This is a genomic window from Anaerotignum sp. MB30-C6, from assembly GCF_030908465.1.
In the GTDB taxonomy this organism is placed as follows: Bacteria; Bacillota; Clostridia; order Lachnospirales; family Anaerotignaceae; genus Chakrabartyella.
This window is the reverse complement of record NZ_CP133078.1, coordinates 1903180-1919776: the sequence shown is the minus strand read 5'-3', so window position 1 is coordinate 1919776 and position 16597 is coordinate 1903180. Positions and strand designations below refer to the sequence as shown.

Genomic DNA, 16597 nt, shown 5'->3' with positions numbered 1-16597 from the left:
GTTAATTCATTTGAATGATGGTTTGGATAAGTTGTATTAGAAACAGATTATGTCCTTGTTGCCTGAGGAAGCGTTGATTATATGGGATAACATCGACTTAGCGCCTGAAACAAAAAGAGGTAACGCCCAATATTATGTATTATCTGCAGGTCGGTATACCTCGGGTCAAGGCAGGAGAGTTAGGTTTGTAGCTCATGAAAACAGGGTGGATTTCTCTGTGCCAATGTCTAAAAAAGAAATAGTTTCATCTAAGAGTAATATTCAATATGTAAATTTAGGCGCTGGATATGGACATAAAACACTTGATATGAATATAACCATTAATATCTCAAGTACATTATCTATAGGTTTTAGTCCAAAACTAAGTGTAACAAAATCAGGTGTAGGCTCCGGTAGAGCATATTCAGATGGAACGGTAACTAATTATTATAATATTGGAAATTAGTGTCTCAGTAGCAAGGTGTTGATCAACGCCTTGCTTTTGTTATTAGATCAAGCTTGCAATATAATTAATTAAGAATCCTTTTCTTTCTATGAAAAATGAAATAATGGCATATGATTCTTTTGCGGCTTTGCAAAAAATTCAGTTTTTGCAGCTGAAATTATGGATGCACTGGGAAATTTTAAATATTCCACTGCTACAGACATTGTTTTAATGGCATGATTTTTAAATAGAGAGAAACTGTGACTATGAGGTAACTAGATGAAAAGAAATTTAAAAGTTCTTTTAGGAAGTTTGATTATTGTATGCGTTTGCTTGGTTTATTATTTCTACTCAAACCATCAACAAATACATGGATTAGATAGTTTTCCTAGAACAGATGTTACTGTTTATATTTATCAAACCGGCCTTGGCCATGAAAAAGACCCACATATACAAATAGAGCAAGCTGATTATGAATCTTTTTTGAAAATCATATCTTCTATAAAGTATATGAACCCAAAGATTGACCCTACTGCATTAGAAAACAGACTTTATGGTTTCAATGACTATGAGCTTGAAGTAATTCAAGGAAATACTCGTAAAACATTCAATATTTGTGATGATGAATTGCGTCCAAACCAACGGGCAATATTTTTTTCTGATTGGAATACGTCAATTACTGCCTATGTAAAAGATGACGTTTATAAAGAATATGAACGTCTAGCAAAGAAGTATCTAAAAAACAGTGAAGATGGCTAAGTATTTCTGCATTAGATATGTTATTTAATAAATTAGTCTTTAAGGATTAGCTTTGGTATGAGGGGAGTGGGCTGGGACTTATTTTAACCTCCAAACTGATGTAATTAAAATTACGCAGTGTGGAGGTTTTATCTATCGGGAGAAAAAGAAATTAGTTTCTGAATGATCAATTATTTCACAACAAAATCTACATTTTAAATTGAAAGGGGAGTATTTATGGAAGTATTATATTTAGGTTCACTTAAGCTAAAATTCGACCTCAATAAATATAATAGCTTTAAAAATTATGTTGAATTTAAAGAAAAAATTGATTATACATTTGAGGTGAATAATGTTGCTTTAGAAAAAATTCCTGAAAAACCTACTCTGGATCATGACTATGTCTTCTATGATTTTATTTTCGAATACCAAAGTGAAAAATATTACGAATTTATGAAAATAATGGAAGGTTTAGGATTAAAAGAGCAAGTCGTTTTTAGATTAGACATTAAATATACAAAAAAAGAAATGGAGCAGGCGCCGTTACTTGCCATGGCAACACATTATAATTTTTACGCAACAAATATTAAATTCCCAAGTGAATTTGGAACGAAATATGAAAAAATATATACTTGTCCCAAATGTCGAACGGTTGGATATAAGCAAATTTCTAATTTATATTGGAACACAACACAAATGAAGAAAAAGTTATTTCTAGAGATACCTGCTAATTTTTATAATGGAAGTCATGCTATTATAATCACAGAAAGACTTGCAAATATATTTAAAGAGCAAGGCTTGACGGGATATTCCCTAGAACCAGTGATACATGTAGGAAAAAAAGATAAAGAAATAAAATGCTTTCAAATGATAATTAATCATACTATGCCTCCACTTTCTGAAAAAATGCCTTATATTATTGATGAAGATGATTGTTTGGTTTGCAACAAAAAAGGGCGATTGAAGTTTTTTCCGCCATATTATGATAAAGCTTCTTTGGACTATTTTCAAGACTTCAATCTTTCCTATGAAGTAAATGCGGGTAAGCACTGCCAACAATCTTTGGTATTAGTTAGTCAACGAGTAAAACAACTGTTTGATACTTTAAAAATAAAACCGGTATATAAACCTATAGTGGTAGTTGATGAAAAATAATCCAGAGAAGAAGAATTTATTGATTATCTCAGTTAAAATAGCTAGGATAATCTGATTCAAGTTTTGAAAATCATGAGGAGTGCTTAAATTTTAAGTGACTACCCTATTAAAAATAATAAAAAAGCAAGGCGAGAACGCTACCTTATAATGAGTTCTCGTCTTGCTTTTATTTAATTATAATGAAAGGATTTTGCTTAAGCGATGAATATCCCTCACAGTAATGATTCTTTTATGAAAAGACAGTATACCTTCAACTTCAAGCTTTCGCAATTCCCTGGAAAGAGAAGTTCTTGAGACATCCATGTATTCCGCCCAGGCTTTTTTTGAGAAGGGAAGTGTGACGATATTTGAATCTTTAGTCTGACTTTCGTACAAAAGGTAATGAACCAAAAATCCAGCGATCTTTTCTTTGATGGAATCTAGAGATAATATTCCGATTTTATGCTTCAACATCAGTGTAGAATTTGAAGTTAGTTCAAGAAAATTAAGCATGAGTTGGTTGTCAAGGGCAAAAAGCCGCAGTAAATCAGATTTTGTTATAAAAAGAACTTTTGTAGGTTTACAAGCACATATGTTGTCAGGGTAGTATTGATATTTTGAAAAAATAGAGGATTCTCCAACAACATCAGGAACCTTTTTTCGTTCAATAATAACTACCTTGCCGTTTGGGAAAATCTTCTGCACATCCACTGCTCCTGAGAGTATAATTCCTATTCTATCAGCAATTTGGATGGGGGAAAAGATGATTTCATTTTCGGCTACATCTTCTTCCTTAAAATTAATTTTTGAAAAGAGAGCTTGAATTTCATCAAAGCTTTTATTCTTAAATAACGTACACTTTTGAATTGCAGTAAGTCTAGGATTCATTTTAACCTCCCTTTATAAATTTAAAAATTGTGTATCCTGAGATACAGGTTTCTCTGGTTTTATTATACTATAATAAAAATGCAAATGTAAATGATAATCATTTTTAAAATGAAGCCCGATTAATTTCTTAGCTTGGAGGTGATTATGCCTTGGACCTTGATACAAAAGATTTTGAAAAAATTCTTCATTCTTATGGTTATAAGCTGACAGCACAGCGCCAGGCAATACTGGATATGATTTATGATGAAAAGAATAGGCATTTGTGTACAGAAGAGATATATGACGAGGTTAAAAAAAACCATCCGAGAATAGGGCTGGCAACCGTTTACCGTACATTGCAGTTGCTTGATACCCTTGGTCTGGTACATCATATATTGCTGGAGGACAACTGCATGCGATTTCAGGTCAAGGATTCTAAGGAAAAGCACCAGCATCATCATCTTGTTTGTGAGAATTGCGGTGATGTACTTGATGTGGAGAAGGATATGCTGGGGAATTTAGAGGAAAAGTTGTTCATGGAAAAAGGCTTCACTGTAAAAGACCATAATGTACAGTTCTTTGGAATATGCAAAAAATGTGCAGGCGAGGAAAATAATGAAAGAGGAGGGAAATAAATGTACAGCATTGGTATTGATATTGGTTATTCATCTGTTAAGGTCATTTTAACGGATGAAGGAAATAGCATTAGGTTCAGCAGGTACCAAATGCATAGGGGGCGCATCAAGAGCACTCTCTTAATCATTTTGAAAGAAGTGGTTGATGCTTATAATCTAGAGGAAATTATATTCGGTGCCGTAACAGGCAATGGTACCAAATTTTTAAGGGCAGACAGTGAAATTAAGGCTGTCAATGACGTAACAGCGGTTATTGAAGGTGCCATGGCTGAAAATAAAGAAGTGGGTTCAATCATTGATATTGGCGGGGAAAGCGCGCGGTTTATTACAGGGCTCAGTGAGAAAGACAAATCACGAATTGAAATCTCCATGAATTCTAATTGTTCATCAGGAACAGGCTCCTTTCTTGAGGAACAAATGTCCAGACTGAATTTAAAGCTTACGGATTATTCAAAACTGGCGAAGAAAGCAAAATCTATTCCCAGAATTGCAGGGCGTTGCAGTGTATTTGCCAAAACAGATATCACCCATCATCAACAAGAGGGCGTCCCAGCTGAGGATATTCTGTTGGGGTTGGCGTATGCCCTTGTTAGAAACTACAAAGGGACGGTCATGAAAAAGCTTCCAGTGACGAAGCCCATTCTTTTTTCTGGGGGTGTTGCCTATAATGGAGCAATTCTTACTGCATTCAAAGACGTATTGGCACTTTCCCAGGGGGAGTTGATTTTCCCCCAGAATTTGGGAGGCGTGGGTGCATTTGGTGCGGCAGTAATTTCAAGGAAGGAAGGCTTAACCATAAATATGGAAAAGCTGATTTCTTTGTCTGAAGGTGGTGACGAAAGCATGAGTCAGGAGGATGGGATTATTCTTCCGAAGCTGTCTGCATATGGAGTCGCCGACAGTGCAAACAAGCATGTCTGCAAGGATATTTGCAAGGAAACAGAATCGATTGACTGTTACCTTGGTATTGATATTGGTTCCACTAGTACAAATCTTGTACTAATCAATACAAACAGTGAAATAATCTCATTCAAATACCTAAGAACAAAGGGGAATCCCGTGAATGCCGTCCAAAAAGGTCTTCAGCAAATAAAGGAAGAATTCGGTGAAAGAATTAGAATGATTGGTGCAGGCACAACGGGCTCTGGTAGATACCTCATTGGGAAAATGATCGGTGCCGACGTTATTAAGGATGAAATTACGGCACAGGCAAAGGCAGCAGTACAAATGGACGGTGAGGTTGATACTATTTTTGAAATCGGTGGACAGGACTCCAAATTCATCAGCATTGAGAATGGGGGAGTTGTAGATTTCCAAATGAATAAAATTTGTGCCGCAGGCACTGGCTCTTTTATTGAGGAGCAGGCAAAGAAGTTCGACATTCCCATTGAGAGTTTCGGCCAGATTGCCCTTGGTAGCGAGGCTCCCATTAGCCTTGGGGAAAGGTGTACAGTTTTTATTGAATCAAGCATTGCCTCGTGCTTAGCAAAAGGTGCAAAGCTTGAGGATATTGTTTCTGGCTTATGCTATTCCATAGTGAAAAACTACCTTGACAGAGTTGTGGGTCAGAAGAAAATTGGAAACAAAATCTTTTTCCAAGGGGGACTTGCGTATAACCAAGGTGTAATTAACGCATTCAAAGCAATTACTGGAAAGGAAATAATCGTTCCTCCATTTTTCAGTGTGACAGGAGCTTATGGTGTTGCAGTTTTGGCCATGGAGGAAGTGAGTGGGAAGGGAACCACCTTTAAAGGCTTTGATTTTTCCACCGATGTTTTGCCAACGGAAAGCTTGGCAAAAAATAAACGGCGTGAAAAAGAAAATGAGTTTAACGAAAGTGTTGAAAAAATGGTATTTTTTGATTATAAACCTGAAATTTCCAACAAAAAAACTGTAGGGATTCCAAGAGCATTGTTTACCTACGGAATGTTTTCTATGTTTCATGGATTTTTCAAAGAGCTTGATTTAAATGTGATTTTGTCAGAGCCTACTGACGAAAGCGTCATAACCCTTGGACAGGAATATGCTATGGATGAAACCTGCTACCCCATCAAATTAATTACTGGTCATGTTGCTTCGCTGATGAAGAAAAAGGTTGATTATATTTTTTTTCCCGACTTAGTAACGGTAGACCATCCTGGCTCCCAAAGTCGAAAAAATTACGGGTGTGCTTTTATGCAGCTTGCCTTTAAGGTTATGAACCGAGCCATGGAGCTAGATAAAAAGGGGATTGTCCTCCTTTCGCCCTCGATAACATTTCATATGGGTAAGGAATCCATCATGCAAAGCTTTTTAAAGATTGGAGAACAGCTTGGAAAATCGCCCCAACAGACTAGAGTAGCTGTGGAAAAAGGCTTAGAAGCAGCCCTTCGTTTTGAAGATCGTATGGAGGAAAATAGCAAAATAGTTGAAAGTCAGCTAAAGCCTGATGAAATCGCTTTCGTGCTTGTTTCAAAAATTTATGGTGTGGCGGATCCTGTTCTAAATATGGCCATCCCTGAGAAGCTTGCAGGAATGGGGTATAAGGTATTACCCTTTTATGATTTGCCAGAAGGGGATAGTTCAAAAGAGCATCCCAATATGTTTTGGCCCTTTGGACAGCATATTTTGGAGCCTGCTCAACTGATACGCGAGCATCCCAATTTATATGCAATCTTCCTCACCCATCATGGATGCGGGCCAGACTCTATTTTCTCCCACTACTTTAGAGAGGAAATGCAGGGAAAGCCTTACTTGCATATTGAAATTGATGAGCATTCTTCGGGGGTTGGCATTATCACCCGTGTAGAGGCTTTTATCAATAGCTTGAAAAATATTGAGATAAAACCTGCTCTTACGATGCAGACTTATCAAGACAGTATTGCCCATAAGGAAACAAATATTATGGTTAGCCTTGAAGATCTGAAAGAAAGAAAAACTGTATATTTACCATATCTATACCCTTATTCTACTATTTTTCAGGAAGTTTTACGGCAAAGGGGAATTATTGCAAAAACACTTCCACCATCTAGCAAAGTCTCCATAGAAACGGGACGGAAATTCACAATCACAGAAGAGTATTTTTCCCTTACAGCTTTATTGGGAAATGTATTTACGGTGCTTAAGAATTTGGATAAAGAGGAAGTAAATCAATGTGCTTTCCTGATTCCTCAAAACGAGGGGACAGAAACAGATGGACAGTATAGTCGGCTGCTTCGCACGAAGCTTGATGAAGAAGGGTTTGAGAAGGTGGATATTGTGTCGCCGTATTGGGAAGATGTTCTTTGTCAGGACAACAAAAGATTTGAGGAAACCTGTTTGACATTCCTTGCAGGAGATATAATTTGGTGCGCTCCTCAAAATTCAAGGGAAATGTATTTAAAAGCAGTGATGGAACTGATCAAGCATAACCAGTTCCACTTGGAACAGCTAAAAGCCCTTGCAGCATCAATTGCAACGGAGTTAAAGGGAGATTGCTTTGAAAAAACCATACTGGCTGTGGGGGAAATCAATATTTTGTTTGATGAGCTTTTAAATAATGAGATATTCAAAGAGCTTGAAAAGAAAGGATATCGTATTCTATATAGCCCCTTCGCAGAAGCAATATGGATGATGTGGTGGGATTATGCAAATCAAAATAAAAATGCCCAATCTACACTCATGGAGCAAAGACTGAAAGAACTTAAAAGTAGTATTTTGACTATTTCTAAAGCCCTGTCCAACTGGAGTCCTTATGAAAAAGATATAAATGAGCTTGTACGAATTGGGGACAAAACATTAGGCTATTTTTCTGGAGCTCATGGAAGATACAGACAGGGAAAGCAACTTTGTGCATCCCATAAAATTGATGGCGTAATCACAGCCGCATCAATTTACGAAAACACTGGAATTGTGTTGGGTATGCTTCAAAAGGGGTTTGAAGAGGAGAATACAAGGCCAGTTTTAAATCTAACTTTTGACGGGAACAAAAATGAGAATGATCTGATTAAGGTTGACTCATTTATTTACTATCTGTAAATTAGGAGGGGAGATCATTGCATAGCGGGAATTGCAACAACAGACACGGTCAAGAGCATTGTCGAAAAGGCAGATTCCATCGGGGCCCCAGCAGCTTTCAAATGCAGGATTCGGGTCTTGTTTTTGAAAAGTTAGATTTAAAGCAGGGGGATATGTTTGTGGACTTAGGTTGCGGTGGGGGGGATTATTCGATGCATGCGGCCAGTATAGTTGGGGAGTCGGGTAGTATATTTGCTGTGGATCTTTGGCCTGAAATGCTGGAGAAAATCAGTGAAGATGCTAGGGCAGTGGGAATTCATAATATACGCCCTGTGGTTTCGGATATACGAAAAAAGATTGAAGTACCAGATGCCAGTATGGACGTTTGCCTGATTTCCACTGTGCTTCATATGCTTGATTTTCAGAGGGAAACAGATAGATTATTTGCTGAAATCAAGAGGATTTTGAAACCAAGGGGGAAACTGGCTGTTATTGAATGCAAGAAAGAAAACAGTTCCTTCGGCCCACCCATGCAAGCTAGAATTTCACCAGAGGAGGTTGAAAAAGCTTTTGTCGAATTTGGCTTTTCAAAAACAGATTTCATTGATTTGGGGCCTAACTATATGGTGATGTTTGTGTTAAGCCAGTGAAGGTTTGGTGCTTGAAATGACAATTACGCCTGCTTTGGAAAATTATTTGAAAATAATATTAGAGCTGAATGAAATGGGGGGTGGGGCGAGAGTTACGAATATTTCCCAACGGTTCGACGTAACAAAGGCAACTGTATCCCAAACTGTTAAAAGGCTTATGAAGCATGGCTTAGTTACAAAGGACGAGGGTGGTGCAATTTTTCTTACTGATTTTGGGAAGGAAAAGGCAATGGAAGTACGAAACCGTAATCTGGTTATCAAAGGGTTTTTAACAGAAGTTTTGGGATTAGATAGACAAGTATCCGAAGAGGATGCCTGTAGGATGGAGCATTTAATCAGTTGTGAAACGGTAGAAAAGCTGAAAGGATATTTACTTAAATCTAGATAACTAAAAACGATTCAATTGACCTAGTAAAATAATATATAGGATTTTATATATAAATCCAAGCTCATCTCATGATAAATGGATATAAAAACAGTAACGTATGTTTTGAATAGGTTACAGCCCTTGCAAATAGAAATGTCTCAAAGCCCTCAGAAACGAGGGCTTTCGTGTTTTTTTCTGGGCAGTTTGTCATAATTTTAGGTGTTTTTCGTTAGTTATCAAAAGGATAAAGCGTTTCCAAGGTATAAAAGGAGTAATTTCTTCTATCCTAATTGGCACCGTAGTTACATAAAACAAAGTTTATTTCACGAATCATGATTCTTAAACCAGAGCAAAATGACAAGAGCCTTAATCATCATGTTTCTACAAATCATTTCGAATATGCTTACATACCTTTAGTTTAATCACCAACGGGGGATACAGGTAAATGATACACCAGCATATTTTAAAATTATATATTTAAAATTAAATCCATTTATTTCAAAATACAGTTGACAGCAAAAAATGCCTATGTTAATATATCCTATAAATACAATAGGGAAATAGGTAATAATAAAATAGTTCAATTTGAAAGAGGGAGACAGATGAAAATTAGATTTTTGACTCGATGTTGTCGCTGGTGAAATTGGGGAACGCAAATATAGTGTAGTAATGAGTCGCTAAAAAAGGAGAATTGATATGAGAATTTTCAATAAAATTACAGATCTAATCGGAGAAACCCCTCTCTTAAAACTAACAGACTTCATGGAGCAGACGAAAATAGAGGCAACGATTTTAGGGAAGCTGGAATATTTCAACCCTGCCGGGAGTGTGAAGGACAGAATTGCTAAAGCCATGATTAATGAAGCGGAGGAAAGGGGGTTGCTTAATGGGGACTCAATCATCATTGAGCCAACCAGCGGTAATACTGGCATTGGTCTTGCTGCAGTAGCTGCTGCAAAAGGGTATAAAATCATCCTAACAATGCCAGAAACCATGAGCCTTGAACGTCGCAATTTGTTAAAGGCTTATGGCGCTCAACTTGTATTGACTGAAGGTGCCAAAGGAATGAAGGGAGCAATTGAGAGGGCAAGGGAACTATCAGAAGAAAACCCAAACAGTTTTATTCCAAGTCAATTTACCAATGAGGCAAATCCCATGGTGCACTTAAAAACAACGGGTCCTGAAATCTGGAGGGATACCGAGGGCAAAGTGGATATATTGGTTGCTGGGGTGGGTACCGGTGGCACAATTTCAGGAGCAGGCCAGTATTTAAAATCCCAAAACCCTAATATAAAGATTATTGCAGTAGAGCCTGTGGGCTCTCCCGTTTTGTCAAAGGGGATAGCTGGGCCTCATAAAATTCAAGGAATTGGGGCAGGATTTATACCAGAAATTTTAAACACGGAAATTTATGATGAAGTGTTTGCAGTGGAAAACGAAGATGCCTTTGAGACTGGAAGACTACTTGCACAAAAAGAGGGATTGCTTGTTGGAATATCTTCTGGCGCAGCTGCATTTGCTGCAACAGAAATAGCCAAGCGCCCTGAAAACAAAGGGAAAATCATTGTTGCAATATTACCAGATACAGGGGAGCGTTATCTCTCTACGCCTATGTTTTCAGAATGAATGAAAAAAACAGGAAGGAGCAATTATGATGAAACTGCAAAAGGCAATACATATCATCTTTATCAAAAACGTAATAGGGTATAGCAATTATTATGCTCTTTTTGTATTCAAACTATTTTGTAATACATGCTGTTGTAAACAAGAGGAAGCGTTGCCTTTGGTTTAAAACAGTGATATTATTACGCCTTCATGAAACATGAAAATAATATTTCTATTTTAGAAAAACATTGGTAAAACTTCGCTTATCTTTTTCACAACGGCAGTTTTGAGTGGCAAAAGGAAAGCGGAGTTTTTATATTTAAAAATAAAGTATAGAGGTGATTATTGTGATAGATATGAGAGAAAGTATGACCGCTAAAATGTGCTCTTTTGCCCGTGCGTACCATTCAAACCGTGCCAGACAAAAAATTTTCGATGATTATCTTGCCTATGACATGATGGGGAAAGAGGAGTATGAAGAGGTAGGCATGATTTTACAAAATACATTTGGCATCACGCAAACTGTGTCCCAATCAGACTTTTCGGGAAGGCTGACATATCCCTTAATTGATCACTATCTGACGCCTATTTTGCTTTCACGCATTGCATATGCCGAGGCGGAGTTGGAGAAGTTTGCACAAAAATATGGAAAATGCCAATATGTGATTTGTGGCGCTGGAATGGACACCTTCGCTTTTCGCAACCCGAATTCAAAAATTCGTATTTTTGAATTGGATCATCCAGATACCCAGCGTTACAAATTAGAAAAAATTCAACGCCTTGAGTGGATTATTCCCAAGAATGTGCAATACGTTCCTATTGACTTCTCCAAGCATGACCTAGTAGAAATATTGAAAAATTCGGGTTTTGACCCAAAGATACCCTCTTATTTTGCAATCCTTGGCGTAACCTACTATTTGACATTGCCTGTATTTGAGGAAACACTTCAAAAGATATCGGCTTTGTCTGTCCCGGGAAATAAAATTGTGTTTGATTATCCCGATGAAAGCACCTTTCACCAAAATGCTGTTGAACGTGTCCGTCTGCTGACACAGGCTACGGAAAGCGTTGGGGAACCCATGAAACAGGGGCTGGCTTTTGAGGATGTAAAAGCGGCTCTTGGGCGACATCAATTTTCTGTGGAAACACACTTAAACCCAGAGAGAATTCAGGCAGCTTATTTTGCAAACCGAATGGATGGGCAGAGAGCATATGAAAATGTACATCTGATACTGGCCAATAGAATGGAGGAAAGCCTATGAAAAGAATTTCAAGCTTTGCAGTGAATCATGATATTCTTCAAGAAGGAATGTATCTTTCAAGAGTGGACGGAGATGTCATAACATATGATATCCGCATGAAAAAACCAAATGGTGGTGACTATTTGCCAAATGCAGCCATACACTCCTTTGAGCATTTATTTGCTACCTTTGCCAGAAACAGCGAATTTTCCCAAAGTGTCATTTATGTTGGGCCGATGGGATGCCGCACAGGCTTTTACCTCCTTGTCAGAGATAGGCTAAGTCATGAGGATGCCCTCATTTTGGTGAAAAAAGCCTTTGTGTTCATCGCAAATTTTCAAGGGGAAATCCCAGGGAGCCAGCCTTTTGAGTGTGGGAATTATAAAGAGCACAACTTGCATGGAGCCAAAGAGATGGCAAGGGATATGATCGTTGTTTTAGAGGGGTGGTCAAAAGAGAAAATGAATTATGAAGAGAGTAAAATGTAAAGGATTATTGAAATTCAGCTAAGAAGCAACTTTCACACACAAATTGGATTAAAATTTGCCGAATAAAATAGGAGGTAGAGTATATGGCTAATTACAAAGATATTGAATCGACTTTGATTCACGGAGGGGTTTATGGAGATAGATTTACAGGGGCGGTGAACGTGCCAATCTACCAAACGTCAACCTTTGAGCAGGAGGGGTTAGGAAAACATAAGGGTTGGGAATATGCCCGTACTGGTAACCCCACCAGGCACGCATTAGAAACGTTGATTGCAGAGCTTGAAAAGGGGAAGGCTGGCTTTGCTTTTTCTTCTGGAATGGCTGCAATTACTGCAGTTTTAAGCCTATTTCAAACGGGTGATCGTGTGATTATCTCAAGGAATGTATATGGGGGCACTTTTCGAGTTTTAGATAAAATATTCCGAAACTTTGGGATAAAGTATTCCTTTGAGGACACCAGTGATTTAAAGAGTTTGACCCAAAAACTAAGCAAGGACGTAAAGGCAATTCTTTTGGAAAGCCCAGCAAATCCTCTTTTGACAGTTACAGACATTGCGGGAATTGGAAAAATAGCAAAGGAAAATGGGATTTTAACCATTGTGGACAATACTTTTATGACCCCTTACCTACAAAGACCTCTTGAACTTGGGGCTGATATTGTTGTACATAGCGCCACGAAATATCTAGGTGGACATAGCGACCTGATTGCTGGGCTGGTGGTTGTAAATTCAGAAGAGTTAGCAGAACGCCTTGGATTTATACAAAATGCCACCGGAGGGATTTTGGCACCTTTCGATTCCTTTTTGCTGATTCGGGGGATCAAAACTCTGGCCGTTCGTATGGATCGTCATGTGGAGAATGCCCAGGCAGTAGCTAAGTATTTACAAAATCATGAGGCAGTGAAGCAAGTCTATTATCCTGGACTTGAGGGCGCACAAGGGTATGAAGTCAATCAAAAACAAGGGAAAAACGGCGGAGCGATGATTTCTTTTGAACTAAAGGCGCCTTATAAAATTAGTAAGTTTTTTTCCTCGTTAAAATTGATTGCTTTAGCGGAGAGCCTCGGCGGAGTGGAGAGCCTTGTATGCCATCCCGCCACTATGACCCATGCATCCATTCCTGAGGAAAAAAGAAAGGAAATCGGAATAAGTGACGCCTTAATTCGACTGTCAATTGGCATTGAAAGCATTCAAGACCTTCTCTTCGATTTGGAGCAGGCAATTGGGGAGAGTGAAAAATAGCCATGGCTTATTACGAATCTATGCAAGATTTAATAGGAAACACACCACTCGTAAAGCTAAGTCATCTGGATTTGCCAGAAGGAGTACAGCTTTTTGCGAAATTGGAGCTGTATAATCCGGCAGGTAGCGTAAAGGACCGAATTGGGAAATTTATGCTTGCAGATGCAGAGGAAAAAGGAGTTTTAAAGGCGGGGGGAACCATTGTCGAGGCAACGGCGGGCAATACTGGTCTAGGGGTTGCTTTCGCTGCACTAAATCGTGGGTATAGGGTGATTTTAGTTGTGCCTTCCAAGTTTTCCATAGAAAAACAGATACTAATGCGAGCCCTTGGTGCAGAGATAATTAGTACACCAAGGGAGGAGGGAATGCAGGGGGCTACAAAAAAGGCAGAGGAGATACGAGCGTCCATTCCAACTGCCGTCTCCTTTGGGCAGTTTAAAAATCCTAATAATCCCTTGTCCCACTATCAAACGACTGGTCCTGAAATATATCGAGATTTGAACGGGAAAATAGATTACTTTGTTGCGGGTGCGGGAAGTGGGGGAACCTATACAGGCATTGTTCGCTATTTGAAAGAAATGGGGGAGGATGTTGTTGGTGTTCTTGCTGACCCTGTGGGCTCTACCATGGGGGGCGGTGAACACGCTGATTATGATATTGAAGGAATCGGAAACGATTTTATTGCTGAAACCATGGATATGACGTTGGTAGATCAGGTAATTAAAGTGAACGATGAAGAGGCTTTTTTGGGTGCAAGACGCTTGGCGGCGAAGGAAGGGATTTTTGGTGGTTCTTCTTCTGGTGCAGCAATTTTTGCTGCATTGAAACTAATTGCATCGGGGGCCCAAGGGAATATCGTTGTTGTGTTGCCTGATCGTGGGGAGCGATATTTTAGCAAAAATCTATATATGTGACTTAAAGAATGCAGAAGTCTAGCTTTTAAGATAAGGTTACCTTCTGCATTTTAAAATTACTATTTGTTATTTAAAGAAAACATAGTATTATAAGTTAACTGATCTTGATTCTATGAGACTGTTATCACATGAAAAAGGAGAGATTTATATGACACTGCAACAATTGCACTACGCAATCACGATTTCAGAAACAGGTTCTTTGAATAAAGCGGCGGAGCTGTTGTACATCGCTCAGCCATCCCTAACGAATGCCTTAAAAGAACTGGAAAAGGAGCTAGGAATCGTAATATTTCATCGCAGCGGAAAGGGCGTTTCCCCTACAAATGATGGGGTGGAGTTCCTTTTGTATGCACGACAGGTTTACAATCAATACGAAACATTATTGGAAAAATACGGGAGAAGTGGGAAGCTAAAAAAGAAGTTCGGAGTCTCCACCCAGCATTATTCCTTTGTTGTGCAGGCCTTTGTTGAAATGGTAAAATGCTTTAATACAGCAGAGTATGAGTTTTCCATCAAGGAAACAAGAACCTTGGAGGTAATTGAAGATGTGGATACCCTAAGAAGTGAAATTGGTATTCTTTATTTGTGCGACTTTAACCGTAAGATTATGACAAAGCTGCTGAAAACCCATAACCTAGAGTTTCATAAGCTCATTGAGTGTAATGCCTATGTTTATCTTTGGAGGGGGCATCCTTTGGCAAACAGAAAGTCTATCCAGCTTTCCCAGCTTGAAAATTATCCTTGTCTTTCCTTTGAGCAAGGGGACAATAGCTCCTTTTTCTTTGCTGAGGAAATACTCAGCACCAATGAATATGCCCGAACCATTAAGGCAAATGACCGTGCAACTGTGCTGAATTTGATGGTTGGATTAAACGGATATACGTTGTGTTCCGGTATCATCAGTGATGAACTAAACGGATCAGATTTTATTACCATTCCTTTTGAGGCAGATGCAGACAATCCAAATAGTATAATGGAAATTGGATATATTGTGAAAAAAAATATGTTACTTAGTGAAATGGGTAAGCTTTTTCTTCAAGTAATCAAAGAAGATTTAAAGCAGTATCAGGGGAAAAAAGGCGCAGAGTAACACTAATTATGTGATTAAACAAAACAATTGAGTTTGAGATGATATAGATTTATGCTATAACCCATTATATCTATAGGATATTAGACAAATGGAAATACCCGTGTTATTGTATTAAAAAAACACGGAAGGGAGAGGGAATCATGAAAGCTGAATTTACAAAAGTAAGAATTGATATGAACATGTGTATGCGAATGTTGCGGACCAAGGATTATTGTGTCGGCCGATGTTGCATGCAAAAAAAATGATGCCGTATACATTTTTGCACAACATTACCTAGCAATGTATTCTTGGAAGCCGTAAAATGACGGCTTCTTTTTTATTTAAAAAAATTAGGACTTATAGGAAAGGAATGTTATTATGACGAAAAAATTGATATCAATATTTTTACTGGTACTACTGGTTTTATCTTTAGGCGGTTGCAAAAAGGAAAATGAAAATGCCTCCGTTACGGCAGGTAATACGAACCCCACCACTCTTCGGGTTGGATTTTGCCCCGGTCCTTACAGTGAAATGTGGAGAACAGCAATTGCACCTCAACTAGAGGCAGAGGGTTACCAATTTGAGTACATAGAATTCAGTGATTACGTTCAGCCAAATAACGCATTGGCGAACAATGAAATTGATGTGAATCTGTTCCAGCATTCCATTTATCTGAAAAACTTTTCCACAGAGCACAATCTTGATTTGAGCCTTGTAACGGAAGTTCCCACTGCGGGCATGGGTATCTGGTCAAACACCACAGCAAGTCTTGATGAAGTGGTTGATGGTGCAACGGTTACCATTCCAAATGATGAAACAAATCAAGCAAGGGGACTTCGTGTTTTGGAATCGGCTGGGTTGATTACTTTAAAGGCGGATGCTGACAAGGCAAAGGCAATTCCTGATGATATTGACCAAAACCCACATAATTTAAAAATTGTCCCCATGGAAGCTGCACAGCTGCCCCGTACTCTTGACAGCGCAGACCTTGGGGTGATAAATGGAAACTTCGCCATTAGTGCGGGTCTGGATTTTTCTGAGGTTTTGTATCAAGAAGTTTTAGCGGAAGGCTATGTCAATGTAATTGCCGTAAGAACAGAGGACAACGATGCTCAATTTGTAGCTGATATCAAGGCTGCTGCTACAAGCGATACATTCAAATCCACCATAGAAGAACCCTCAGGTAAATTTTATACTTTCCAAAAACCTGTTGGTTGGTAAAAGAATATGACATGACAAACAGCGATGG

15 protein-coding genes are annotated in these 16597 nt (G+C 38.5%); 14 read left to right on the top strand and 1 reads right to left on the bottom strand.

Annotated elements, in window-relative coordinates; genetic code table 11:
• Nucleotides 1-73: 73 nt before the first annotated feature.
• From RBQ60_RS09485 to RBQ60_RS09475, 3 genes are all read left to right on the top strand, one after another.
• On the top strand, nt 74-445 hold the full coding sequence (locus RBQ60_RS09485) for a hypothetical protein (protein WP_307883444.1): 372 nt from the start codon (nt 74-76) through the stop codon (nt 443-445).
• A 258-nt stretch (nt 446-703) separates the two neighbouring features.
• Nucleotides 704-1183: a hypothetical protein gene (locus RBQ60_RS09480; protein ID WP_307883443.1), complete on the top strand. Its 480-nt coding sequence runs from the start codon at nt 704-706 to the stop codon at nt 1181-1183.
• A 216-nt stretch (nt 1184-1399) separates the two neighbouring features.
• The gene (locus tag RBQ60_RS09475) at nt 1400-2317 is read left to right on the top strand and encodes a hypothetical protein (protein ID WP_307883442.1); all 918 of its coding nucleotides are present in this window, start codon (nt 1400-1402) and stop codon (nt 2315-2317) included.
• 174 nt (nt 2318-2491) lie between these two features.
• Here the strand turns inward: RBQ60_RS09475 and RBQ60_RS09470 are convergent, their stop codons facing one another.
• Nucleotides 2492-3184: a Crp/Fnr family transcriptional regulator gene (locus RBQ60_RS09470; RefSeq protein ID WP_307883441.1), complete on the bottom strand. Its 693-nt coding sequence runs from the start codon at nt 3182-3184 to the stop codon at nt 2492-2494.
• A gap of 149 nt (nt 3185-3333) precedes the next feature.
• Here RBQ60_RS09470 and RBQ60_RS09465 point away from each other — a divergent pair, with 149 nt between their 5' ends.
• The 11 genes from RBQ60_RS09465 to RBQ60_RS09415 all read left to right on the top strand — a co-directional run bounded on the left by RBQ60_RS09465 (nt 3334) and on the right by RBQ60_RS09415 (nt 16569).
• Nucleotides 3334-3798: a Fur family transcriptional regulator gene (locus RBQ60_RS09465; RefSeq protein ID WP_307883440.1), complete on the top strand. Its 465-nt coding sequence runs from the start codon at nt 3334-3336 to the stop codon at nt 3796-3798.
• Nucleotides 3799-7794 (top strand): acyl-CoA dehydratase activase, encoded by a 3996-nt coding sequence (locus tag RBQ60_RS09460; RefSeq protein WP_307883439.1) that lies wholly within the window; start codon nt 3799-3801, stop codon nt 7792-7794.
• Nucleotides 7795-7811: 17 nt separating this feature from the next.
• Complete coding sequence (locus tag RBQ60_RS09455) at nt 7812-8423, top strand: class I SAM-dependent methyltransferase (protein ID WP_307883438.1); 612 nt, start codon at nt 7812-7814, stop codon at nt 8421-8423.
• Between the two features lie 16 nt (nt 8424-8439).
• Complete coding sequence (locus RBQ60_RS09450) at nt 8440-8811, top strand: metal-dependent transcriptional regulator (protein WP_307886005.1); 372 nt, start codon at nt 8440-8442, stop codon at nt 8809-8811.
• A 675-nt stretch (nt 8812-9486) separates the two neighbouring features.
• A complete protein-coding gene (gene cysK / locus RBQ60_RS09445) occupies nt 9487-10416 on the top strand; it encodes a cysteine synthase A (protein ID WP_307883437.1) in 930 nt (309 codons plus the stop codon).
• Nucleotides 10417-10751: 335 nt separating this feature from the next.
• Nucleotides 10752-11657 carry a class I SAM-dependent methyltransferase gene (locus tag RBQ60_RS09440; RefSeq protein ID WP_307886004.1) on the top strand — a complete coding sequence of 302 codons (906 nt, stop codon included), beginning with the start codon at nt 10752-10754 and terminating at the stop codon, nt 11655-11657.
• Entirely contained in the window at nt 11654-12124 is a 471-nt protein-coding gene (locus RBQ60_RS09435) for an S-ribosylhomocysteine lyase (protein ID WP_307883436.1), read from the top strand. The genes RBQ60_RS09440 and RBQ60_RS09435 overlap by 4 nt, the downstream gene beginning before the upstream one ends.
• A gap of 83 nt (nt 12125-12207) precedes the next feature.
• The gene (locus RBQ60_RS09430; protein ID WP_307883435.1) at nt 12208-13365 is read left to right on the top strand and encodes a trans-sulfuration enzyme family protein; all 1158 of its coding nucleotides are present in this window, start codon (nt 12208-12210) and stop codon (nt 13363-13365) included.
• 2 nt (nt 13366-13367) lie between these two features.
• Nucleotides 13368-14279, top strand: a complete 912-nt coding sequence (locus RBQ60_RS09425; protein WP_307883434.1) for a PLP-dependent cysteine synthase family protein — start codon at nt 13368-13370, stop codon at nt 14277-14279.
• Nucleotides 14280-14427: 148 nt separating this feature from the next.
• A complete protein-coding gene (locus RBQ60_RS09420) occupies nt 14428-15369 on the top strand; it encodes a LysR family transcriptional regulator (protein WP_307883433.1) in 942 nt (313 codons plus the stop codon).
• Nucleotides 15370-15726: 357 nt separating this feature from the next.
• Nucleotides 15727-16569 carry a MetQ/NlpA family ABC transporter substrate-binding protein gene (locus RBQ60_RS09415; protein WP_307883432.1) on the top strand — a complete coding sequence of 281 codons (843 nt, stop codon included), beginning with the start codon at nt 15727-15729 and terminating at the stop codon, nt 16567-16569.
• Nucleotides 16570-16597: the final 28 nt, after the last annotated feature.